The organism is Candidatus Pelagibacter sp., from assembly GCF_965262185.1.
Taxonomy (GTDB): Bacteria; Pseudomonadota; Alphaproteobacteria; order Pelagibacterales; family Pelagibacteraceae; genus Pelagibacter.
In genome coordinates this window covers 525,052-546,281 of the sequence record NZ_OZ253498.1, presented here as the reverse complement: position 1 = coordinate 546,281, position 21,230 = coordinate 525,052, and the positions used below count along the sequence as shown (strand labels likewise).

At 30.0% G+C, this 21,230-nt stretch carries 25 protein-coding genes; 19 read left to right on the top strand and 6 right to left on the bottom strand.

Going from position 1 to position 21,230, the window contains the following annotated elements; translation table 11 throughout:
* Positions 1 to 27 precede the first annotated feature (27 nt).
* Genes ACQY31_RS03105 through panB form a run of 9 tightly spaced genes read left to right on the top strand, consistent with a single transcriptional unit; the run spans position 28 to position 7,317 of the window.
* Entirely contained in the window at positions 28 to 675 is a 648-nt protein-coding gene (locus ACQY31_RS03105; protein ID WP_428080758.1) for a phosphatidylserine decarboxylase, read from the top strand.
* 2 nt (positions 676 to 677) lie between these two features.
* Positions 678 to 1,481, top strand: a complete 804-nt coding sequence (gene pssA, locus ACQY31_RS03100; RefSeq protein WP_428080756.1) for a CDP-diacylglycerol--serine O-phosphatidyltransferase — start codon at positions 678 to 680, stop codon at positions 1,479 to 1,481.
* A complete protein-coding gene (locus tag ACQY31_RS03095) occupies positions 1,481 to 2,380 on the top strand; it encodes a glycosyltransferase (protein WP_428080754.1) in 900 nt (299 codons plus the stop codon). Before pssA ends, ACQY31_RS03095 begins: the two co-directional genes overlap by 1 nt.
* Positions 2,381 to 2,992 carry an RlmE family RNA methyltransferase gene (locus tag ACQY31_RS03090; RefSeq protein WP_428080752.1) on the top strand — a complete coding sequence of 204 codons (612 nt, stop codon included), beginning with the start codon at positions 2,381 to 2,383 and terminating at the stop codon, positions 2,990 to 2,992.
* Between the two features lie 37 nt (positions 2,993 to 3,029).
* Positions 3,030 to 4,106: an IMP dehydrogenase gene (gene guaB, locus ACQY31_RS03085; RefSeq protein WP_428080750.1), complete on the top strand. Its 1,077-nt coding sequence runs from the start codon at positions 3,030 to 3,032 to the stop codon at positions 4,104 to 4,106.
* On the top strand, positions 4,106 to 4,543 hold the full coding sequence (locus ACQY31_RS03080; RefSeq protein ID WP_428080748.1) for a tetratricopeptide repeat protein: 438 nt from the start codon (positions 4,106 to 4,108) through the stop codon (positions 4,541 to 4,543). The genes guaB and ACQY31_RS03080 overlap by 1 nt, the downstream gene beginning before the upstream one ends.
* Positions 4,533 to 6,095 carry a glutamine-hydrolyzing GMP synthase gene (gene guaA, locus ACQY31_RS03075; protein ID WP_428080746.1) on the top strand — a complete coding sequence of 521 codons (1,563 nt, stop codon included), beginning with the start codon at positions 4,533 to 4,535 and terminating at the stop codon, positions 6,093 to 6,095. The genes ACQY31_RS03080 and guaA overlap by 11 nt, the downstream gene beginning before the upstream one ends.
* Positions 6,096 to 6,116: 21 nt before the next feature.
* Positions 6,117 to 6,536 carry a VOC family protein gene (locus tag ACQY31_RS03070; RefSeq protein ID WP_428080744.1) on the top strand — a complete coding sequence of 140 codons (420 nt, stop codon included), beginning with the start codon at positions 6,117 to 6,119 and terminating at the stop codon, positions 6,534 to 6,536.
* 4 nt (positions 6,537 to 6,540) lie between these two features.
* Complete coding sequence (gene panB / locus ACQY31_RS03065) at positions 6,541 to 7,317, top strand: 3-methyl-2-oxobutanoate hydroxymethyltransferase (protein ID WP_428080742.1); 777 nt, start codon at positions 6,541 to 6,543, stop codon at positions 7,315 to 7,317.
* Here the strand turns inward: panB and ACQY31_RS03060 are convergent.
* Together ACQY31_RS03060 and ACQY31_RS03055 are read right to left on the bottom strand one after the other, a co-directional pair.
* Complete coding sequence (locus ACQY31_RS03060; protein ID WP_428080740.1) at positions 7,314 to 7,925, bottom strand: YjbE family putative metal transport protein; 612 nt, start codon at positions 7,923 to 7,925, stop codon at positions 7,314 to 7,316. The two genes, panB and ACQY31_RS03060, sit on opposite strands and share 4 nt — an antisense overlap.
* Before the next feature lie 100 nt (positions 7,926 to 8,025).
* Positions 8,026 to 9,282: an ABC transporter substrate-binding protein gene (locus ACQY31_RS03055; RefSeq protein WP_428080738.1), complete on the bottom strand. Its 1,257-nt coding sequence runs from the start codon at positions 9,280 to 9,282 to the stop codon at positions 8,026 to 8,028.
* Positions 9,283 to 9,428: 146 nt separating this feature from the next.
* On the opposite strand from ACQY31_RS03055, the gene ACQY31_RS03050 reads away from it, so the two are divergent.
* The 4 genes from ACQY31_RS03050 to ACQY31_RS03035 are packed head-to-tail and all read left to right on the top strand — an operon-like array spanning position 9,429 to position 12,724.
* A complete protein-coding gene (locus ACQY31_RS03050; RefSeq protein WP_262589618.1) occupies positions 9,429 to 10,295 on the top strand; it encodes a branched-chain amino acid ABC transporter permease in 867 nt (288 codons plus the stop codon).
* Positions 10,295 to 11,308: a branched-chain amino acid ABC transporter permease gene (locus ACQY31_RS03045; RefSeq protein ID WP_428080736.1), complete on the top strand. Its 1,014-nt coding sequence runs from the start codon at positions 10,295 to 10,297 to the stop codon at positions 11,306 to 11,308. Before ACQY31_RS03050 ends, ACQY31_RS03045 begins: the two co-directional genes overlap by 1 nt.
* Positions 11,305 to 12,027: an ABC transporter ATP-binding protein gene (locus ACQY31_RS03040; RefSeq protein WP_428080734.1), complete on the top strand. Its 723-nt coding sequence runs from the start codon at positions 11,305 to 11,307 to the stop codon at positions 12,025 to 12,027. The genes ACQY31_RS03045 and ACQY31_RS03040 overlap by 4 nt, the downstream gene beginning before the upstream one ends.
* Positions 12,017 to 12,724, top strand: a complete 708-nt coding sequence (locus ACQY31_RS03035; protein WP_428080732.1) for an ABC transporter ATP-binding protein — start codon at positions 12,017 to 12,019, stop codon at positions 12,722 to 12,724. The genes ACQY31_RS03040 and ACQY31_RS03035 overlap by 11 nt, the downstream gene beginning before the upstream one ends.
* Here ACQY31_RS03035 and ACQY31_RS03030 read toward each other — a convergent pair whose 3' ends face one another.
* The 3 genes from ACQY31_RS03030 to ACQY31_RS03020 are packed head-to-tail and all read right to left on the bottom strand — an operon-like array spanning position 12,725 to position 14,773.
* Positions 12,725 to 13,510 (bottom strand): putative hydro-lyase, encoded by a 786-nt coding sequence (locus ACQY31_RS03030; RefSeq protein WP_428081240.1) that lies wholly within the window; start codon positions 13,508 to 13,510, stop codon positions 12,725 to 12,727.
* A gap of 4 nt (positions 13,511 to 13,514) precedes the next feature.
* Positions 13,515 to 14,000, bottom strand: a complete 486-nt coding sequence (locus ACQY31_RS03025) for a tetratricopeptide repeat protein (RefSeq protein WP_428080730.1) — start codon at positions 13,998 to 14,000, stop codon at positions 13,515 to 13,517.
* The gene (locus tag ACQY31_RS03020; RefSeq protein ID WP_428080728.1) at positions 14,000 to 14,773 is read right to left on the bottom strand and encodes a 5-oxoprolinase subunit PxpA; all 774 of its coding nucleotides are present in this window, start codon (positions 14,771 to 14,773) and stop codon (positions 14,000 to 14,002) included. The genes ACQY31_RS03025 and ACQY31_RS03020 overlap by 1 nt, the downstream gene beginning before the upstream one ends.
* 28 nt (positions 14,774 to 14,801) lie before the next feature.
* On the opposite strand from ACQY31_RS03020, the gene ACQY31_RS03015 reads away from it, so the two are divergent.
* From ACQY31_RS03015 to ACQY31_RS03005, 3 genes are read left to right on the top strand one after another with little or no spacing between them, the layout of a single operon-like run.
* Complete coding sequence (locus ACQY31_RS03015; protein ID WP_428080726.1) at positions 14,802 to 15,479, top strand: allophanate hydrolase subunit 1; 678 nt, start codon at positions 14,802 to 14,804, stop codon at positions 15,477 to 15,479.
* Entirely contained in the window at positions 15,469 to 16,410 is a 942-nt protein-coding gene (locus ACQY31_RS03010) for a biotin-dependent carboxyltransferase family protein (RefSeq protein WP_428080724.1), read from the top strand. Before ACQY31_RS03015 ends, ACQY31_RS03010 begins: the two co-directional genes overlap by 11 nt.
* Positions 16,410 to 17,270, top strand: a complete 861-nt coding sequence (locus tag ACQY31_RS03005; protein WP_428080722.1) for a DMT family transporter — start codon at positions 16,410 to 16,412, stop codon at positions 17,268 to 17,270. Before ACQY31_RS03010 ends, ACQY31_RS03005 begins: the two co-directional genes overlap by 1 nt.
* Here the strand turns inward: ACQY31_RS03005 and ACQY31_RS03000 are convergent.
* A complete protein-coding gene (locus tag ACQY31_RS03000; RefSeq protein ID WP_428080720.1) occupies positions 17,254 to 17,709 on the bottom strand; it encodes a hypothetical protein in 456 nt (151 codons plus the stop codon). The two genes, ACQY31_RS03005 and ACQY31_RS03000, sit on opposite strands and share 17 nt — an antisense overlap.
* Positions 17,710 to 17,935: 226 nt before the next feature.
* Here ACQY31_RS03000 and ACQY31_RS02995 point away from each other — a divergent pair, with 226 nt between their 5' ends.
* From ACQY31_RS02995 to urtC, 3 genes are all read left to right on the top strand, one after another.
* The gene (locus tag ACQY31_RS02995; RefSeq protein ID WP_428080718.1) at positions 17,936 to 19,213 is read left to right on the top strand and encodes a transporter substrate-binding domain-containing protein; all 1,278 of its coding nucleotides are present in this window, start codon (positions 17,936 to 17,938) and stop codon (positions 19,211 to 19,213) included.
* A gap of 97 nt (positions 19,214 to 19,310) precedes the next feature.
* On the top strand, positions 19,311 to 20,180 hold the full coding sequence (gene urtB / locus ACQY31_RS02990) for an urea ABC transporter permease subunit UrtB (RefSeq protein WP_428080716.1): 870 nt from the start codon (positions 19,311 to 19,313) through the stop codon (positions 20,178 to 20,180).
* A 3-nt stretch (positions 20,181 to 20,183) separates the two neighbouring features.
* Positions 20,184 to 21,230: an urea ABC transporter permease subunit UrtC gene (gene urtC / locus ACQY31_RS02985; RefSeq protein ID WP_428080714.1), complete on the top strand. Its 1,047-nt coding sequence runs from the start codon at positions 20,184 to 20,186 to the stop codon at positions 21,228 to 21,230.

Here is a 21,230-nt window from a genome sequence, read left to right as displayed (position 1 = left end):
TAATCGAAAATTAGCAAATAGAAGAATATGTTTACCAAAATTTTTCCAAAGATACACACAGAGGGTTACAAGTTTATTGTAATTGCAGGTTTCATTACAATCATCTTATTACTAGTAAATGGATTTTTAGGATTAATTGGATTGCTATTAACTATATGGGTTTATTATTTTTTTAGAGATCCAGAAAGAACAATCATTGGTGATGATAATTATCTAGTAAGCCCAGCGGATGGCGAAGTAATTAAAGTAGAAGATGTAGATGGACCAAAAGAATTAAATTTAGAAAACAAGAAATTTAAAAAGATTAGTATCTTCATGAACGTATTTGATTGTCATGTAAATAGAACTCCTTGTTCAGGACAAGTTGAAGATATTTTGTATAAACCAGGAAAGTTTTTAAATGCCTCATTAGATAAAGCGAGTGAGGATAATGAAAGAAACTATTATAAATTAAAAGATAATCATGGGAATGACATTGTTGTAGTCCAAATAGCAGGTTTGGTTGCAAGAAGAATTGTTTGTGAGACTAATAAAGATCAAACACTCAATCAAGGGGATCGAATTGGAATGATAAGATTTGGAAGTAGAGCGGATGTTTACTATGAAAATTATGAACCATTAGTAAAAATTGGTCAAACAGCTATTTCAGGGGAAACTCTATTAGCCAAAAGATAGATATGCAACAACCTAAAAAAAATTTTAAAATAGTTCCTGAAAAAAGGAGTGCTAGAGTAATTTTACCTAATATGCTGACACTTATAGGTGTTTGTATTGGTCTTACTTCTATAAGATTTGCTCTAGACGGAAGATATGAGTTTGCAATCATTGCAATAATTATTGCAGCAGTCATTGATGGATTGGACGGAAGAATAGCAAGATTAATCAAAGGCACTTCAAAAGTTGGAAAAGAACTAGACTCTTTGACTGACATGATTAGTTTTGGAGTTGCTCCAGCCTTCATAATGTATTTTTGGAAATTAAATGAACTTGGAAGGTTTGGATGGTTAATTTGTTTAATTTATGTAATTTGCGTTGCATTAAGATTAGCCCGTTTCAATGTAAATACTGGGGGAGAGCCTTCTTGGAGAGACAATTTTTTTGAGGGTGTCCCATCTCCAGCCGGTGGGATTTTAGTACTAACGCCACTAATATTTAGTATATCTAGTATTGAATTATTCAAAATAGATTATGAAATTATTGTGCCAATATTTTTTATTGTTACATCGTTTTTATTGATTAGTAAATTTCCAACTTATTCATTTAAAAAAATTGTAATTCAAAGAAAAGCTACAATATTTTTATTATTTGGAATCGTTTTATTTTTTGGATTATTATTAATCTATCCTTTTAACGTAATTTCAGTTAGTGCAATGATTTATCTAACTTTATTACCTATTAGTTTTTTACATTATCAAAAACTTAAAAAAGAAAACGAAGATGTTAGTCAGATAGATGACGATGACCAAGAAGATATTCTTTAATGAAAAAAAATGTAATTATTTCTTTAGCGGATTCAAATTATTTTGAATTATTAGATGAATTAGTAAATTCTATTAAGAGATTTGGAGAGAGCGAAAATACTGCAATTTGTATTTTAGATGCAGGTTTAACAGATGAACAAAAACAAAAGTTATCTTCAAAAGTTGACGAAATTAAATCTGCTGATTGGGATATAGAAGTTCCAAGTTTTAAAGTGAAAGGTAGAGAATGGTTGAAAAGCCAAGTATCTAGAGCTTTTTTACCAAAATATTTTCCAGGATATGAAAAATATTTGTGGATTGATGCAGATGCCTGGGTCAATTCATGGGAAGCGATAGAACTATACTTTAAAGGATGTGGGAACAATAAACTTTCCATAGCAACATCTGCTGATAGAGCTTATGGGAGAGTTTTAAGAGCTGAATGGGTATTTGGAAGTTTTGCAAGAATTAAATCTCAAAATTATAAACATGCAAAGTCTTCAGGTTTTTCTGAAAAAATTGCAAGAGAGGTTGCTTTAAAACCTCATCTTAATATTGGTGTCTTTGCATTAGAAGCAAACGCCAAACACTGGGACGTTTGGCAAAGTAATTTAAAAAAAGCACTTTCATCTGGAAAAATTTGGGGATCTGAACAAATTGCTATGAATATAACAATTTATTCAAACAATCTTCCAGTGGAAATTTTACCAGCGTATTGTAATTGGACACATATAGGTGGTATGAAATTTGATAAGAATAAAAATACTTTAGTTGAACCTTATTTGCCAAATCATGAAATAGGAATCGTTCACTTCGCTGGGAAAAATAACGATCAAATAAGAAATGATAAAAATTTCATTTCCAAAATTGAAACTTTAGATGGAGATGTGATAGAAAAAAAACTTAGGTTTTTAAAATAATTGAAAAAAAATAAAATATCTAAGAATTGGGTTAATAAACAACGAAGGGATATCTATGTCAGACAATCAAAAGTTGACGGATATAGAGCTCGTTCTGCTTACAAGCTTAAAGAGATTGATGAAAAATTTAAAATTTTTAAAGGTGGATTAACAGTTATTGATATAGGAGCTGCTCCTGGCAGCTGGTCACAATATGTAATTAAAGTAGCTAAGAATGGGAAATTAATTTCAATTGATTTAAAAAAGATGGAGCCAATTGGTTCAAGTCTTCAAATACAAGGTGATTTTACTGAAGAAAGCGTTCAGGAAGAAATTAAAAATAACACAACTTCAAAAGTGGATGTTGTAATGTCAGATATGGCTGTAAATACCACAGGAATTAAAAATATTGATTCAATTCAAACAGGAGAACTTTGTAAAGAAGCAATGATATTTGCAAAAGACTTGTTAAATGAAAATGGTTACTTTATTTCTAAAATATTTATGGGGGGAACTTTCAACGAAATAGTCGCAGAAGGTAAAAAATATTTTAAAGAAGTTAAGGTTTTTAAACCTAAATCAAGTAGAAAAGATTCAAAAGAAAGTTTTATAATTTGTAAAAAACTTAGATAGAGACTTTAAAATTAAAAGGAATCGTATATAAAAGATCATGGTTCCTATAAAAGAAGCACTTACCTTTGACGATGTTACATTAGCTCCGAAGTATTCGGAAATTTTGCCATCTCAAGTAAATACTTCTGTAAATTTAACAAAAAACTTAAAGCTTAAAATCCCACTTTTATCTTCTGCTATGGATACTGTTACAGAAAGCAATATGGCTATAGCAATTGGTAAAGCTGGTGGAATAGGGGTTATTCATAGAAATTTAGATATCAAAAAACAAATCTTAGAAATTAAAAAAGTTAAAAAACAAAAATTATTAGTTGGTGCAGCTGTTGGAGCATCAATTGCTGAATTTGATAGAGCAAAAGCCATTCTTAAAGAAGGTGTCGATTTAATTGTAGTAGATACTGCTCACGGACATACCAAAAAAGTGGGAGAAATAGTTAAATATATAAAAAAAACTAAAAGTAAGAACATCGCTTTATGTGCTGGAAATATTGCAACACCTGAAGCAGCAAAATTTTTAATTAATTTAGGGGTAGATATTATTAAAGTTGGTATTGGACCAGGATCAATCTGCACAACAAGGTTAGTTGCTGGAATTGGTGTTCCACAGTTAAGTGCAATTTTATCTGTAAGAAATGGACTTAAAAATAAAAATGTAAAAATAATTTCTGATGGTGGAATTAAATATTCTGGAGATTTGGCAAAAGCTTTTGCAGCAGGGGCAGACGCTGTAATGATAGGTTCTTTATTTGCAGGAACAGATGAAACACCTGGTAAACTAATTAAGAAAAATGGAAAAATATTTAAAAGCTTTAGAGGGATGGGATCAGTAGGTGCAATGAACAAAGGTTCAGCTGATAGATATTTTCAAACTAAACAAAAAGATACATCTAAATATGTTCCAGAAGGAGTTGAAGGTTTTGTGAAATACAAAGGAGATGTTGGCAGCATTATATTTAAATTAATCGGTGGCCTTAAATCATCTATGGGTTATCTTGGTTCAAAAGAAATTGTGAAATTGAGAAATAAACCACAATTTGTTAAAATTACTAAAGCTGGATTTTATGAAAGTATGGTTCATAATGTAGACGTAATCAAAAATGATAGTAAATATTAATGAATAAAATTTTGAAATTTATTTCACTGGTTGTTCTAATTTTTTCGTTTCAATCTAATTCTTTTTCAAAGGAAAATTTTTTTAATGAAGCAATTAAATTATATGAAAAAGAAAAATATGAAGACGCAAGATTTTTATTTGAACGAAATATTGTTTTTAATCCAAAGGATGCAAATTCATATTTGTATTTAGCGAAAATTTATAATCATGAAGAAGATCAAAGAAAAGAAGAATACAACTTAGAAACTACTCTATTAATTGATCCTCAAAATGAAGAAGCTATTTTAATGCTAATGAAAATTGCGCTTGAAAAATCTAATTACGATAAAGTTAAAGAATTATCCGAAACATTTGTTCAAGTATGTAAGTCATTATGTGATGAAAATAATGAAATTTTAGAGTCTTTAAAAAATTTAGAACCAAGTAATGAGTCTTGATAATAGCCTGAACAAAATCTTAATTGTAGATTTTGGTTCACAATTTACTCAATTAATAGCTAGAAGAATAAGAGAACTGGGTGTTTTCTCAGATATCGTGAGTCATAAAAAAATTAAACTTAATCAAATTAATCAAAGTGTAAAAGGTATAATTTTATCAGGAGGTCCTCTAAATGTTTATCAAATTAATAAGTACTCATTTGATAAAAAAATTTTAGAACTAAATATTCCTGTTCTTGGTATTTGTTTTGGCCATCAAATATTATCTAAACTTAATGGCGGAAGAGTTAAGCAATCAAAGCATCGTGAATTTGGTCTAGCAAACGTAATTAAAAAAAATAAAAGTCTCTTAACTAATAATTTTTTTGGTACAAAAAAATCTAAAGTGGTCTGGATGAGTCATGCTGATCAAGTATCTAAATTACCTAAAAATTTTAAAATAATTGCTTCAAGCTCAAATTCAAAATTTGCAATTGTAGAAAATAAAGTCAAAAATTATTATGGTGTCCAGTTTCATCCAGAAGTAACCCATACAGAAAACGGAAAAAAACTGATTAGTAATTTTATTTTTCTTATTTGTAAAATTAAGGAAAATTGGTCATCAAAAGATCAAAAGGTACAATTAATTAAAGATGTAAGGTCTCAAGTTGGAGATAATAAAGTAATTTGCGCATTATCAGGTGGTGTAGATAGTAGTGTGGTTGCTCAATTATTAAATAAAGCAATAGGTAAAAAACTATATTGTATTTTTGTAAACACTGGATTGCTTCGAAAAAACGAAGAAGTTCAAGTTGTTCAAACTTTTAAAAAAAGATTAAAAATGAATTTAATCTACGTGAATGCCGAAAAGGAATTTTTAAGTAAATTAAAAAATGTTTCTGATCCAGAGAAAAAAAGAAAAATAATAGGAAATCTATTCATTAAAATTTTTGAAAGGTATGCAAAGAAAATAAAAAATGTAAAATTTTTAGCACAAGGAACGTTATACCCTGATTTAATCGAAAGTAAGTCTGTTACTGGAAGTCAAACTTCTAAAATAAAATCACATCACAATGTGGGTGGTTTACCTAAAAAAATGAATTTAAAGTTAGTAGAGCCATTAAAATTTTTGTTTAAAGATGAGGTAAGAAAATTAGGATTAGAGCTAAATTTAAGTCATGAAATAATTTCAAGACATCCATTTCCTGGTCCTGGTTTAGCAATCAGAATGCCAGGTATTATTACTAATGAAAAGATAAAAATTTTAAAAGAAGCTGATCATTATTTTATTCAGGCTTTAAGAGATCATGGGCTATACCACAAAATTTGGCAAGCTTATGCAGCATTACTTCCTGTTAAAACAGTTGGAGTTATGGGTGATAACCGAACATATGAATATTTATGTTTACTAAGAGCAATTACTTCTGAAGATGGAATGACTGCAGATTTTTATGAATTTAAAAAATCTTTTATGCAAACTATATCAAATAAAATAGTCAATAGCATAAGAGGCATTAATAGAGTTGTTTACGATGTTACATCTAAACCACCAAGTACTATTGAATTAGAGTAATTTTAATTATAAAAACATCTTATGAAATATTTACATACAATGATCAGAATTAAAGACGTAGATGAATCTTTAAGATTTTTCTGTGAAGGTCTTGGGCTAAAAGAAACAAGAAGAATGGAAAATGAAAAAGGAAGATTTACTTTAATTTTTCTTGCAGCTCCTAATGATGAAAAGGCAGAAATTGAGTTAACCTATAATTGGGATGGGGATGAGCTAGGCGAAGGTTCTAGAAATTTTGGTCATCTTGCATATAGAGTAGACAATATTTATGAAACCTGCCAAAGATTAATGGACATGGGTTACACTATTAATAGACCACCAAGAGATGGTCATATGGCATTTGTTAGATCACCTGACAAAATTTCAATAGAAATCCTACAAGAAGGAAACTTAGAGCCTAAAGAGCCTTGGGCTTCAATGGAAAATACTGGCTCCTGGTAAGTCGATGATTAAAAAGATTTCAGATTTTATTAAGAAAAAAAATAAAACTAAATTAGTAACCTTAACTGCATACTCTAAAAATATTGCTTCTGTTTTAGACAATTATTGTGATCTAATTTTAGTAGGGGATTCACTTGGATCAGTTTTATATAATTATAAGTCTACGAGAGAAGTAACTTTAAATACTATGATTGAACACTCTAAGAGTGTTCGTATGGGTATTAAAAAAAGTTTAATGATTGTTGATATGCCTCATAATACTTATCGTAATCCTAAAGAGGCATTGAAAAATGCAAAATTAATTATGAAAAAAACTAAATGTGACGGGGTCAAATTAGAGGGAGGAAAGAAAATTATAAATACTATTAAAACCTTAGTTAAAAATAATATTCCTGTAATGGGCCATATAGGAGTTTTACCTCAGTCAGATAAAACATTTAAATTTAAAGGCAAGAAACAAAGTGAAAAAGAAAATATTATGAGAGACGCAAAGTTACTTGAAGAAGCTGGTTCATTTTGTATGGTTTTAGAGTGTGTTCAAACATCATTGGCTAAACAAGTAACTAAAAGTATTAGTGTTCCAACAATTGGTATAGGAGCATCTAATAATTGCGATGGTCAGATTTTGGTATTTGATGATTTAATAGGTTTAAATCCAATCAAATTTAGATTTGTTAAGAAATATACAAATATAAAGTCAGAAATATCAAAAGCAGTTTCTAAATACGCAAGTGAAGTTAAAACAAGAAAATTCCCCTCAAAAAGATACTCCTTTAATTAAAAGTATTTTTTGAATTCCTCATTAATATCGAGTATCTCAAGATCTACCAAACCACCTATAATTAATTGTAGACCAACAAATAAAATAAATATTAAACCAATGTATGCTATCCAAATATGTTTTTGAATATATTTAGCCATATAAGTAGCTAATGCACCTGTAAGAACAAACGATAAGACAAGACCAAAAATCATATAGCCAAAATATCCTTGAGCTGCAGCAACAACTCCTATTACATTGTCAAAACTAATCATCAGATCAGCGAATAATACTTTACCTATACTATTTATATATGACGGTTGTTTTGTTTTTTTAACTGAAGTTTTTATATTTTTAATATCTACAAGATCTTTTCTTAAGTCATTTACTATCCATACCAACAACAACCCACCTAAAATTTTTATAAAATAAAATTCAAACAAAAAAGTAGCAAAGATTGCAAAAAAAATTTTAAAAACAAATGCTCCAATTACTCCCCATAAAATAATTTGTTTTCTATTTTTAGGTACAAAATTTGAAGCAATAGAACCAACTATCACAGCATTATCTGCAGTTAAGATAATAGTAATAAAAATAATTTGGGTTAGAATTATGAGCTCTTCAATCAAGATGTCTAATTATTATTTTAATTTAACAAGATTGCAATCAAAAGAATAAAAAAAGGCGGTCAAAGAATTTGACCGCCTTAATAATTGTATTTTTAATAAATTATCTTTCAGACCAAGTAGGCATAGGATATTTTAACTCACAAGCTGCTAATTCAAATGGATATACTGTACAGTATTTTCCGTTTTGAACTTGCATTAAAATACCTCTAGTCTTTTCGTTTTGACCATCTGCACCAAATTTAATTCCTCTGTAAGGAACAATTAGAGATTCAGATGACATATCTAGATTAACTAGAGCTTGTCTGATTTTCTCAGGATCTGTTGATCCAGCATTGTTAATTGCATTAGCTAAAGCCATAAAACCTGTAAATGCTCTTGCTGGCACATCCGATAAATCTCTTCCACCAGAATGTGTTTTAAACAGTTCATTTACAGTTCCAATCATAGGAATAGTTTTTGCTAAGTCAGTATTAAAAGGTGATCTTGTAATTACACCTTCTGCTTTGCTTCCCATTGTATCTATGAATTTAGGATCAGTATAACCTGCGTTTTGAGCAACTAAAAGTTTAGGATTATAATCAAGTTCTTTTGCAGTATTTAAAAATAAATATGCATCAGCTGTATAAGATGAAGGCAATAAAACATCTGGGTTTTTTGCTTTCAATCTTTGCACTTCAGAACTTAAAGTTGTTGTTTTAGCTTTGTAACTGATTTTTTCTATAACATCATAACCTTGTTCTTTAGCCATTTTATCTTGAGTTCCACCACTATCAGAACCCCACAATGTGTCTTCATGAATAATACCTAGTGTCTTTAACTTGTTACTATTCTTTTTGTTAAAGTCGTTCATGAATTCAAACATAAGCTGAGTGAACTCACCATCGTGTGGAGTAACTCTGAAGAAGTATTTAAATCCTCTTGTTGTTAATTTTGGAGAAGTAGACTCACCATTAACCCAAGGTATTCCTGCTCTCTCAGATACTTGACTAGCAGCACCAGTTACTGATGAGTAGTAAGCTCCAAACATTGCATGAACTTTGTCAGAATTTAACATTTTCTCAGTTTCACCAACACCAATATCTGGTTTTCCACCATGATCTCCAACTACGATAGATATTTTACCGCCACCTAATCCTTTTAATCCGGCATCTTTTGCAAGTGGCATACCTGGAATGTTGTGACTGTTATTGATGATATCTAAAGCTGTCTTAACTGCTGCAACAGCATCTTTACCAACCTGAGCAACAGGTCCTGTAAGTGGATAAAGTACTCCAATTTTTACATCTTCTGCGTAACTAATTGCTGGCGCAGATACTAATGAAAAAAAAGTAAATACTGTAAGAATTAATTTTCTCATTTTTTTCCCTCTTGTTTAATTTTTAAATAATTAATTTAATACTATTCAATTGATCAATTCAATGATTTAGTTTTTTATTTTACTAATGCTTAAGAAGTATTTGTTTAATATATACATTCTTTATATATACTTTAATAATAAACCAAATGACTTCTGAAATTATAATTCAAGCTATAGTCACAGGCTTAATGATGGGATTAATCTATGCATTAATCGCAGCAGGCTTAAGTTTAATTTTTGGATTAATGGAAATTGTAAACTTTGCTCATGGAGAGCATTTGATGTTGTCTATGTTTTCATCATTTTGGCTTTGGTCTTTGTTTGGTTTGGATCCATTGTTTTCAATACCAATAACAATTCTTTTATTGGCATTTTGTGGGATCATCACTCATTATTTTTTAATTCGATACATCTTAAAAGCAAAAATGCTTATCCAGATTTGTGCAACATTTGGGTTGTCTATTTTTATTAGATCGATTGCTCAATTATTATGGACACCAGACTTTAGAAACGTTGATAAGCCTCTACTAGAGGGACGTATTGAAATTGGATCTGTGTTTATTGGTCAACCCCAACTTTATGCAAGTCTTGTTTGCTTAGTTGCATTTTTTGGTTTGTATTGGTTTGTTACAAAAACAGAAACTGGATTAGCTCTTCAAGCAACAGCGCAAGATAGACACGCTGCAGAAATTTTAGGAATTCCTTCAAATAAAATGTTTGCAATAGGTTGGGCAATTGGACTTGGTTGCGTAGGAGTAGCGGGTGGAATGATGGCGAACTATTTTTTTATTTTTACTGATGTTGGTATTAATTTTGCGTTATTTGCTTTTGTTGCAGTAGCATTAGGAGGTTTTGGCAGTATCATTGGATGCTTGTATGCAGGAATAATTATAGGATTAGTAGAATCTTTAGGTGGTTTACTGATTGATCCATCATTTAAACTTTTGTATGTATTTGCAATTTATCTTTTAGTTGTGATTTATAAACCTCAAGGTCTTTTTGGTAGGTATTAATGGATAGTAAGTTAGCAATTGCAAAATCAGAACCAATTTGGAATACAAATAATAGAGTAATATCAATTATTGCTGGCCTAGTTATACTCTTGTTTGCACTGCCGCTTTTTGGGATGAATTCATTTTATCTGCATTTATTTATTATGATTTTTATGCATGCAGTAATGGCTCAATCTTGGAATGTAATTGCAGGTTTTTCTGGTCAAATAAGTTTAGGCCATGGAGCTTTCTTTGGAATAGGTGCTTATGCAACTTCATTTTTTTATATGGAATACGGAATAACACCTTGGATCAGTATATTTTTTGGTATGTTTGTTTCAGGAATTTTTGCTGTCTTAATTGGTATACCAATGCTGAGATTAAGTGGTCACTACTTTGCAATTGCTACTTTATTAATTGGGATAAGTTTCCAAGTAGTTTTTCAAAGATGGGATTTAGTAGGAGCTGCATCAGGATTATGGGTTACAATGACACCAGAAGATTCATGGTCTGCATTGCAGTTTCATAGCAGCAAAGCTCCTTATTATTATGTTTTTTTAATATTCTTTTTAATTACATTCTTTTTGGTTTGGTTACTAAGTAGATCAAAACTAGGTTACAGATTAAGAGCAGTTAGAGATGATCCACAAGCAGCATTAAGTTTATGCATCAATGTTTCTAATTATAAAATCATAGCTTATGTAATTTCTGCAATGATCATGGCTCCGATGGGTAGTTTATTTGCACAATATATTTTAATTATTGATCCAGATAGAGTTTTTAATATTGAGATATCAATTATAGTTTTATTAATCACAGTACTAGGTGGAATTGGAAATGTTTGGGGCCCAATTATAGGTGCAGCGATTCTTATACCAATTTCAGAATACTCAAGAATTTATTTAGGAGGCACAGGTGGTGCTGTTGATTTAATTTTTTATGGTTTGATTTTAATGATTATTTGTATTTTTAGACCCAATGGTCTGATCTCATTTATTCCTAAAGATATTTTAGAAAGAAAAAAACAACGATGAAAATATTAACAGTTGAAAATTTAAGTAAATCTTTTGGGGGTATTCATGCAAATAGAGATATTTCTTTTGATGTCGAAGAAGGTTCTATATTGGGAGTAATAGGACCTAATGGTGCTGGTAAATCTACTTTATTTGATTTGATTACTGGTTTTACAAAACCTGATACTGGAAAAGTAAAATTTTTTGATAAAAATATTTTTGGAATTAGCCCTGATAAAATCAGCAACCTTGGAGTAGGGAGAACCTTTCAAAAACTAAAACCATTTGCAGATCAAACACTGCTTGAAAATGTTATGATAGGAGCATTTGTTAAAGAAAAAGATATTAAAAGAGCAAGAAATAGAGCTTTAGAGATTATTGACTTTGTAGATTTGATTGAGAAAAGACATCACTTTGCAAAAGAGTTATCAACTGGACAAAGGAAAAGATTAGAAATGGCTAGAGCAATGGCCATTGATCCTAAATTACTTTTGATGGATGAAGTAACAGGAGGCGTGGACCAAAAAACTATTCCTGGACTTGTTGAACTAGTTAAAAAATTAAAAAAGACAGGTGTAACCGTTATTACAATCGAACATAATATTAATATTATTATGGAAATTTCGGACAATGTTCTTGCATTAGATCAAGGAAAACGAATTGCATTTGGAGAGCCAAAAGAAATTCAAAATAATAAACAAGTAATAGATGCTTACCTAGGAACTTTTGATGCTGCTTGATGTAAAAAATATTGATGTTTTGTATGATGATTTTCAGGTTATCTGGGATATTTCAATTAACGTAAATAAAGCTGAAATGGTTGCACTTTTAGGACCAAACGGGTCTGGTAAAAGCACTGTTTTAAATACTATAAGTAATTTAGTTGAACATAAAAAAGGGTCTATCACTTTTGGTAATACTTTAATTTCAAATATTCCAACTTATAGAAGAACTGAATTGGGCATTTCACATGTGCTTGAAAGAAGAAGGGTATTTCCTCATCTTACTGTTAAACAAAATCTCTTATTGGGTGCTTGGCATCCAAAAGCAAAAGAAGAGTTAACAAATTCATTAAACAAAGTTTATAAAATATTTCCAAAGCTAGAAACCAGATCAAATCAGTTAGCAAAAACGATGTCTGGTGGTGAGCAACAAATGTTAGCTATAGCAAGAGGAATGATGGGTTTGCCTAAACTTTTAATGGTTGATGAACCTTTTTTAGGTTTATCACCAATGGTTATGAAAGACTTAATTAAGATATTTAAAAATATTGTTGCAGAGGGAATATCAATTCTGTTCGTAGAACAAAACGTAAGACTTGCATTAAGTATGGCGGATAGAGGGTATGTTTTAGAAAGTGGAAGATTAGTTATCGATGGCAAATCAGAAGATTTAATTGATAATGAAAAAGTTACTAAAGTTTTTTTAGGAAATTAATTAAAAAGCAGCGAGATCGTTATTTAGTTTGTCAGTAATAAGCATTTTACCTGGACTATGAGTAATGCAAAAGTCAGGTTTTGAATTCTCTAAAACTGATTGAGGAGTAACTCCACATGCCCAAAATACAGGAATTTCATTGTTCTTTATTGCTCTTGGTGGATCACCATATTCAGGTTTCATTATATCTTTAATTCCAATTTCATCAGGATTTCCAACATGCACAGGTGCGCCATGTACAGCAGGAAATCTGGAACTAATTTGAATTGATCTAATGGTATCCTTTGAACTTAATGGTCTCATAGACACAACTAGTTTTCCTGAAAACTGCCCTGCAGGCTCACAATCTATTGAAGTTTTATACATTGGAACAATAGTATTGTTTTCTATATGTTGAATTGGAATACCAGCCTCAATTAAAGGCAGCTCAAAAGACATTGAACATCCAAGAACAAAAGTTGTTAGATCTTCATTCCAATATTTTTTAATATCATATGGTTCGTCAATTAATTTCCCTTTTTCCCATATTCTATATTGAGGAACGTCAGTTCTAATATCAATATCACCAAGATCTTTTAATGAAGGATCTCCTTTTGTACCAAATCCAATTAATGGACAAGGTTTAGGATTTTTTTGACAGAAAGAAGCAAAGTCCATCGCATATTTGCTTGGTAAGATGCAAAGATTTCCTTGAACATACTTGTTAGCAGTACCTGCTGTTTGTTCTTTATAATTATTTTCTCTTATTACTTTCCTTGCTTCTAATGGATCCTGAATATCTAGCATGAAATTAATATTTAGATTTCTTTGTTCCTTCAATTATTTCTTTCAGCTCGTTATATTCTTCACAGTTGCAAGTTTCTAATACTTTAAGTCTTTCCTTAGCTAAATCCATTCTATTTGTAGCAACATAAAGCTCTCCAAGATACTCATTAATACCTTTATGATTTGGATCAATTTCTAAACCTAAAAGATAATATTTTTCTCCATTTTCATAATCTCCAAGTTTTCTAGTCGTAAAACCTAAATAATTTAAAGTATCTGCTTGAAGAGGTTTTTCTTTATTTGATTTGAGAAGAAGCTTCTGAGCTTTTGCATATCTTTTTTTTGCTTTTTCTAATTTGCCTTTTTTCTCATATTTTTTTGCAAATTTTATTGATTGTACTGCTTTGTCATAATTTGATTTTACTTTCTTAGAAGTTGAATCTGAACCTGCTGACATTGCATTGGAAGCAAATAAAACAAATATTAACGTAATAAATATTTTTTTAATCATTATAAAAATTTCTCCATTTGGCTTAAAGGTTTTAAGTTAAGTCCATTTTCAATTAAATTCTCTCTAATTGATCTTGCAGTAGCAAGAGAACTTTCATTGTCACCATGTATGCACACAGAGTCGATTTCACAAGATATTTGCTTTCCACTGTGACAATTCAGTGCCTGATTTTTAACCATACTTAATACATGTTTTTTTGCTTCTTCAGGATCAGTAATTAATGCATGTGGTTTTTTTCTAGAAACTAAATTTCCATCATCTTCATAGGTTCTATCTGCAAAAATCTCACATGCAATTTTCATATCTAATTTTTTAGCCGCTTGTTCCATTTTAGAACCTGTAGGAACTAAATAGATTAAATCCTTACTTATTTCATTGATTGCTTTTGCTAAAGTGGTTGCTAGATCAATATCTTCACACGCCATATTATTTAATGCTCCATGTGGTTTTATATGAGTAACATTTTCTCCATGATCTTGAGCAATCTTTTGTAAAATTTCATATTGATCAATAATTAATTTTCTAACTTCTTCAGGTGCAAGGTTCATTCTTTGTCTGCCAAAATTTTCTGGGTCATTGAATGAGGGATGAGCACCAATGCTTACACCGTTTTTTTTCGATATTTGAACCACTTGGTTCATAGATTCTTCATCACCGGCATGAAATCCACATGCAACATTAGCAGAATTTACTATATCAAGTAAATCTGGATCATATTTATTTGAATGGTGTTTTGATTTTTCACCTAAATCACAATTTATATTAATTTCCATAGTTCTAATTGTTGAAGTATAACATGCCATGATAAAAAATATATCAAATCTTGGTGACGCAGCTGTTTATTGTGATTTTGGTGTAGAGGTAAATAAATCAGTTAACTCTGAAGTAATAAAATATTTTAAAGCTTTAAAAAAAGAAAATGTTGAAAGTATTAATAATTTAACTCCTTCTTATAATAAATTAATAGTTTCTTATGACCTTAGAAAAACAAACTTTAAAGAAGTTAAAAAATTAATTGAAAATTTAAATGTTAATGAAACTCAAGATAACAATAATACTAAAATAGAAATTCCAGTTTGTTGTAATGATCAATTTTCTCTTGATATAAAAAGATTAGAAGAAAAATTAAATATCAATCGAGATAAAATTTTAGAAAATTTTTTTGGTAAGGAATATTTTTGTTATATGACTGGATTTATTGCTGGTATGCCTTTTTTAGGTGATTTAGATGAAAATATGAGAGTACCAAGATTAGAAACACCAAGAGTAAAAGTTCCAAAAGGATCAGTTGCTTTAACTGAACAATTTGCAAATATTTATACATTTGAAAGCCCTGGTGGATGGAACATACTTGGCAATACACCTGTAGATGTTTTTGATAACTCAAAAGAATTAGAGCCAAATTTAATAAATCCTGGCGATATAGTAGTTTTTAAACAAATAAATCTTGAAAAATATAATAGCTACAATGACAAATAATTTCGAAATAATAAGAGCTGGAGTGAATACAACTTTTCAGGACCAAGGAAGAAACAATTTATATCATATAGGAATTCCATTTAGTGGAGCAATGGATAATAGAAATTATAGTTTAGCTAATAGGCTGGTAGGTAATAAATTGAATTCACCAGTGATAGAATTTGCATACCAAGGACCACATTTAAAATATTTAGGAGAAAAAATTAATATAGCAGTTACAGGCGATATTGTTTTTAAAATTATTAAAAAAGGCACAGAAATTGATGGTAATTGTTATGAGAGTTATCAAATCGAAAGTGGAGATGAAATCAATCTTATATCAACAAATAAATCAGTTTATGGCTATTTAGCAGTTGGTGGAGAATTAGATTTAAAATTTCAATGGAATAGTTGTTCGATAAATACTAAGGCAAATATTGGATCAAATAATGGAAAAAAATTAGAGAACGGTCAAAAAATAAATATCCTAAATATTAATTCAGACCAAAGTAAAAAAAAGACTAACTATATAAATTCTAAAGTTGAAAATATTAGAGTAATAAAAGGACCAAACTTTGATTATTTTTCTGATGAAGGAAAAAAGATATTTTTTGAAAAAGAATATTCTGTATCAAAACTTTCAGATAGAATGGGAATGAGATTAGAAGGTCCAAAAATTGAAAATATTGTAAATACCAATATTAAATCAGAAGGTTTGTTAAAAGGAGTTATCCAAGTACCAGCAGATGGAAACCCAATTATTATGCTTTCAGACCATGGTACTATTGGAGGATATCCAAAAATTGGTGTGGTAGCTAGTGTTGATTATGATCGATTGGTACAAATATCTCCTGGCTCAAAAATCAAATTTAAAGAGATAAATTTATCTGATGCTGAAACTTTATTTAAATTGTATGAGATGGATACTCAGAACCTACTCAATCAAATATAATGAATATTATAAGAAAACTTCCAGGGCCTTTTTTAATTTTTCTAGGTGCGTGTAGTCTCAGTTTTGGAGGTTTGATTGTTAAGTCATTTGAAGGAGCAACTCTTTGGCAAATATTATTTTGGAGAACAGTATTTTTCCTAATTGTAATTAGCTTGTACTTAGCTTTAACTTATAAAAAACAGGTATTTAAATCCTTTTATAATTTAGGATTTCCTGGTTTCTTTGGTGGATTTATTTTATCACTCGGTTTTAGTGGTTATGTATTTGCGATGTATAATACAACAGTTGCTAATGCTAATTTTATTATTCAAACACAAACAATTTTCTTAGCAATTTTTGGTTATTTTTTTTTAAAAGAAAAAATTTCAGCAATTACTCTTACCTCAATAATTCTTGCAATTTCAGGCATACTGTTAATGGTTGGAAGTTCTTTATCTCCAGGTCAAATGTCTGGAAATATTGCAGCGTTTATAATGCCAATATCATTTGCTACATTAATTTTAGTAGTAAGAAAATATCCAACTGTTGACATGGTTCCTGCTCAGTTTGTTGCAGGTATTTTTGCATTATTAATTGGTTATCTAATGTCAGAAAAAATAATGATAACTCCAAACGATATCTTTTTAGGATTTTTAGCTGGATTTTTACAACTAGGTTTAGGATTTATATTTATTACTATTGGTGCTCAACGAACACCATCAGCAATGGTTGGAATCATAATGTTAACAGAAGCAGTACTAGGTCCTTTATGGGCTTGGATTTTTATTAACGAACAACCTCCGTTTATTGTACTTCTTGGTGGTGGTATTGTAATTTTTGCTGTCTTTATGCAATTTAGTCAAATTACAAAGAAAGCTTAGAGTTTTTTGTTTTATAATAAATAATATTTAAATCTAAAAATTTTTTAAAATCATTAATAATATTGAGACTAGGAATATAATAATTAAATCTTTTATCTATTTGATCTATGTAATCTAAATTTCTTAAACTAAAATTAGATTTTAAATTCAAATTTTTTTTATTAAAAGAAATTAATATTTTTTTTTTCACTAATTCGTCGATATATTTATTACCCGTTTTGTATGAACATTTTAATTTTTGTAGTAACTGATTTTTTGAGACAGGTTTTTTTTTCTCATGAGCATCAAATACAAAAATTAATATCTTCCAGTAATTAAAATTTTTAAAGATCAAAGAGACATCTTTAAATTTTTTTTCATTTCGCATGAAAGTTATTGAATGGTTTATATATCTTTGAAACTTTGTTGCTGATGATAATGTATATGTATTTGACGACACATATATTTTATCGCATATTTTCGATTTTGTTAATACTTCAATAATTAATCAAAGAAACATCTTACTCTTATTCTTATATGACTTAATTAAACCAATAGTTGTATTAATTAAACCATTAGTTGTATAAATAGTTATTACTATAAAATACATGTAATTTTTACATTTAATTTTCTTTATTAATAAGATAACTTTTTAAGAAATACATTCTTTCTGAAAGGAGAAAACAATGCCTAAGAAAAAAACGTCAAACGTAAGTATTAAAAGACGATCTTTTTTGACTAACTCAGTAAAAGCGAGTGTCATTGGTGCTGCGGCAGCAGGCTTTCCTCACATATGGATGAAACAAGGAAATGTTTTTGCTGCAAATAACGAAATAAAAGTTGGTGTTTTATTTTCACTAACTGGAGGATTAGCAATTATTGAAGAGTCGCTTCATAAAGCAACAATAATGGCTATAGAAGAAATAAATGCTGCTGGTGGAGTGAATGGAATGAAGCTTAAAGCTATTGAAGCAGATCCAGCCTCTGACCCCGCAACATTTGCTGCTAAAGCAAGAACGTTAGTACTTAAAGAAAAGTGTGTAACTGTTTTTGGTAGTTATACTTCTGCAAGTAGAAAAGCTGTGTTGCCAGTTTTTGAGAAAAGAAATAATTTATATTTTTACCCTACACTTTACGAAGGTAGAGAGTGTTCTAAAAATGTAATTTATACTGGCGCAGTTCCTAATCAACAACAAGACGATTTTATTCCATACCTTGTTAAAACATATGGAAAAAGATGGTCACTTATTGGATCTAACTACATATATCCAAAAGAAGAAAACAACTATTGTAAAATACTTCTTAAAAAACTTGGTTGTGAAGTTCTTATGGAAGAATATGTACCACTTGGTCACTCTGAGTTTTCATCAGTTGTTAATAAATTTAAAAATGACAAACCCGATGTTATTTTTTCAACAGTCGTAGGAGATTCAGTTGTCGCTCTACACAAACAATATAGAGCAGCAGGATTGAATCCAGATAAAATGCCTATGGCAAGTTTAACAACATCAGAAAATGAAGTTGCTGCTATGGGTGGTGATGCTGCTGCTGGACATTTAACATCAGCACCATATTTCATGGTTCACCAATCTGCAGAAAACGAAAAGTTTGTTTCATCTTACAAGAAAAGATGGGGTTCAGATAAAGTTACTCACTTCGTTTCAGAGCCAGCATATTTTGGTGTTTATATCTTCAAGCAAGCCCTAGAAAGACTAGGTGCATCTGGGGATATTACTCCTCCAAATATTATGGAAGCGTGTAAAGGTCAAGAATTGATTGCTCCGCAAGGTAAAATTAGAATTGACCCTGATAACTTGCACACTTACTTGTGGCCTAAAATTGGTATTTGTAAATCTGATGGTCAGTTTGATATAATTCAAAAAACTGACAATTGGTTAAAACCATTACCTTATGCCGCATACCCAGATCAAACTTGTACAGAAAAAGGTTTGGTTAACGCTTAATAATTAAAAAACATTTAGGCCTAATATTTATTATTGGGCCTGAATAAAAAATTTGATATAAAACTTCAATACAAAATTACTGTAGGTTAATATTAAAATGGACTTCTTTGTTTCACAATTTATTAGTGGTCTAAGCATGACTTCAATTTTATTGATGATTTCACTTGGACTTGCAATTATTTATGGAACGACTGGAGTAATCAACATGGCTCATGGTGAGTTTGTTATGATTGGCGCTTATACTTCATGGTTTTTGCAAACTAAATTAGGTATGGGTTTAATTGCCAGCATTGTACCAATATTTTTAATTACCGCTTTGATGGGTTTTTTAATTGAGCGACTAATAATAAGACATCTTTACAATAGGTTGCTTGATACAATTTTAGCAACCTGGGGTATTGGAGTACTTTTACAACAATTTATTCGTTTAACAGTTGGTTCAGAGTTAAAATATTTAAAAATACCAAATTTTATGGCTGAAAGTATGACCTTTCTTGGTCAGGAGGTCTCTATATATAGAGTTTTTATTTTTTTATTTGCAATTGCAATATTTTTTATTGCTTGGTTTATAATTTTTAAAACTAGTTTTGGAATTAGATTAAGAGCAGTTACACAAAATAAAGACATGGCAAGTTGTTTTGGAATAAACTCTGGAGTAGTTTACTCTTCTACTTTTGCATTTGGTACAGGTATAGCAGCTGTTGCAGGTGCTTTTGTTGCACCTTTAAAAAGTATATCTCCAGATATGGGTACAAATTATATTATTGATGCATTTATGGTTGTAGTTTTAGGAGGTGTTGAAAGCCTAATTGGTACTGCTGCGAGTTCATTAATCATCGGTCAATCTAGTAGTTTTTTGGCATCTTTTTCAAATGATACTTTAGCAAAAGCATTAGTATTAATTTTAATAATAATAATTTTAAGAATTAAACCTCAAGGCTTATTTACTAAAAGAATTAGATCTTAAAAAATGAATAAAAAACTTTTTAAAAATGATTTTTTTATTTATGGCGTAGTTTGTTTTGCTTTATTATTTGTGCCTGCGTTATTAGGTGATGATCCTTTTTATATAAATAAAAGTTCAACATATATTTGCCTAGGATTGTTAGCTGTTTCTTTAAGTTTGAGCTGGGGTTACACAGGGATACTAAATTTGGGAAATGCAGTTTTTTTTGGTTTAGGATCATATTGTATGGCTATGTCTTTAAAATTAAAAACTGATGCAGTGCATACAGGTTCTGGTGGATTACCAGATTTCATGGTTTGGAACAATGTAGAAACTCTTCCTTGGTTTTGGGAGCCATTTTATTCACTGACTTTTGGAATATTGGCAGGAATTTTTGTACCAGTTTTGTTGGCTATTATTTTAGGTTTTTTTATTTTTAGAGGAAGAATTGCAGGAGTATATGTTGCTATTATAACTCTGGCTGTAATGTTGGTAGTTTATTTACTAATAATGGACCAACAAAGATATACAGGTGGTTTTAATGGAATTACAGATCTAGTAATGCTGAAGGTGGGCGGGTTAGAATTTGATGCTTACGGTTCAGCAGCTTATTATTTAATTGTTGGTGTAATGACTATTGTAATTTTTTTAAGTTTGTTAATTACTAAGAGTAGAGCTGGTCTTATATTTCAAGCAATAAGGGATGATGAGAATAGAGTGAGGTTTTTAGGCTACAGTGTTGGAACCTATAAAACAGCTTCAATGTGTTTATCAGCTGCCATAGCTGGAATTGCCGGCATGCTTTATACTATAGTGATGGAGTTTGCATCTCCAACTTTTTTAGCTGTTCCTCTAAGTTTATCTATTGTTATTTGGTGTGCTGTTGGAGGGCGACAAAGCTTAATGGGTTCTTTTCTAGGAGCAATTGTAATTACAGCGGGTCAAGGCTTTTTATCTGAAACAGAAACTTTTTTACATACCTGGACATTGATAATGGGTTTAGTTTTTATCCTTACCGTTTTATTTTTACCAAAAGGGTTAGCTGGAGCCTTTGAAAAATATTTTAAATAG

Bases quoted from the DNA above. Each gene is read 5' to 3' on its own strand.
- panB (WP_428080742.1), top strand. From the start codon at position 6,541: ATGATTAAAAAGATTTCAGATTTTATTAAGAAAAAAAATAAAACTAAA.
- ACQY31_RS03055 (WP_428080738.1), bottom strand. From the start codon at position 9,282: ATGAGAAAATTAATTCTTACAGTATTTACTTTTTTTTCATTAGTATCT.
- ACQY31_RS03010 (WP_428080724.1), top strand. From the start codon at position 15,469: ATGACAAATAATTTCGAAATAATAAGAGCTGGAGTGAATACAACTTTT.
- ACQY31_RS03035 (WP_428080732.1), top strand. From the start codon at position 12,017: ATGCTGCTTGATGTAAAAAATATTGATGTTTTGTATGATGATTTTCAG.
- pssA (WP_428080756.1), top strand. From the start codon at position 678: ATGCAACAACCTAAAAAAAATTTTAAAATAGTTCCTGAAAAAAGGAGT.
- ACQY31_RS03050 (WP_262589618.1), top strand. From the start codon at position 9,429: ATGACTTCTGAAATTATAATTCAAGCTATAGTCACAGGCTTAATGATG.
- urtC (WP_428080714.1), top strand. From the start codon at position 20,184: ATGAATAAAAAACTTTTTAAAAATGATTTTTTTATTTATGGCGTAGTT.
- urtB (WP_428080716.1), top strand. From the start codon at position 19,311: ATGGACTTCTTTGTTTCACAATTTATTAGTGGTCTAAGCATGACTTCA.
- ACQY31_RS03095 (WP_428080754.1), top strand. From the start codon at position 1,481: ATGAAAAAAAATGTAATTATTTCTTTAGCGGATTCAAATTATTTTGAA.
- ACQY31_RS02995 (WP_428080718.1), top strand. From the start codon at position 17,936: ATGCCTAAGAAAAAAACGTCAAACGTAAGTATTAAAAGACGATCTTTT.
- ACQY31_RS03080 (WP_428080748.1), top strand. From the start codon at position 4,106: ATGAATAAAATTTTGAAATTTATTTCACTGGTTGTTCTAATTTTTTCG.
- ACQY31_RS03070 (WP_428080744.1), top strand. From the start codon at position 6,117: ATGAAATATTTACATACAATGATCAGAATTAAAGACGTAGATGAATCT.
- guaB (WP_428080750.1), top strand. From the start codon at position 3,030: ATGGTTCCTATAAAAGAAGCACTTACCTTTGACGATGTTACATTAGCT.
- ACQY31_RS03025 (WP_428080730.1), bottom strand. From the start codon at position 14,000: ATGATTAAAAAAATATTTATTACGTTAATATTTGTTTTATTTGCTTCC.
- ACQY31_RS03045 (WP_428080736.1), top strand. From the start codon at position 10,295: ATGGATAGTAAGTTAGCAATTGCAAAATCAGAACCAATTTGGAATACA.
- guaA (WP_428080746.1), top strand. From the start codon at position 4,533: ATGAGTCTTGATAATAGCCTGAACAAAATCTTAATTGTAGATTTTGGT.
- ACQY31_RS03020 (WP_428080728.1), bottom strand. From the start codon at position 14,773: ATGGAAATTAATATAAATTGTGATTTAGGTGAAAAATCAAAACACCAT.
- ACQY31_RS03015 (WP_428080726.1), top strand. From the start codon at position 14,802: ATGATAAAAAATATATCAAATCTTGGTGACGCAGCTGTTTATTGTGAT.
- ACQY31_RS03005 (WP_428080722.1), top strand. From the start codon at position 16,410: ATGAATATTATAAGAAAACTTCCAGGGCCTTTTTTAATTTTTCTAGGT.
- ACQY31_RS03105 (WP_428080758.1), top strand. From the start codon at position 28: ATGTTTACCAAAATTTTTCCAAAGATACACACAGAGGGTTACAAGTTT.
- ACQY31_RS03030 (WP_428081240.1), bottom strand. From the start codon at position 13,510: ATGCTAGATATTCAGGATCCATTAGAAGCAAGGAAAGTAATAAGAGAA.
- ACQY31_RS03040 (WP_428080734.1), top strand. From the start codon at position 11,305: ATGAAAATATTAACAGTTGAAAATTTAAGTAAATCTTTTGGGGGTATT.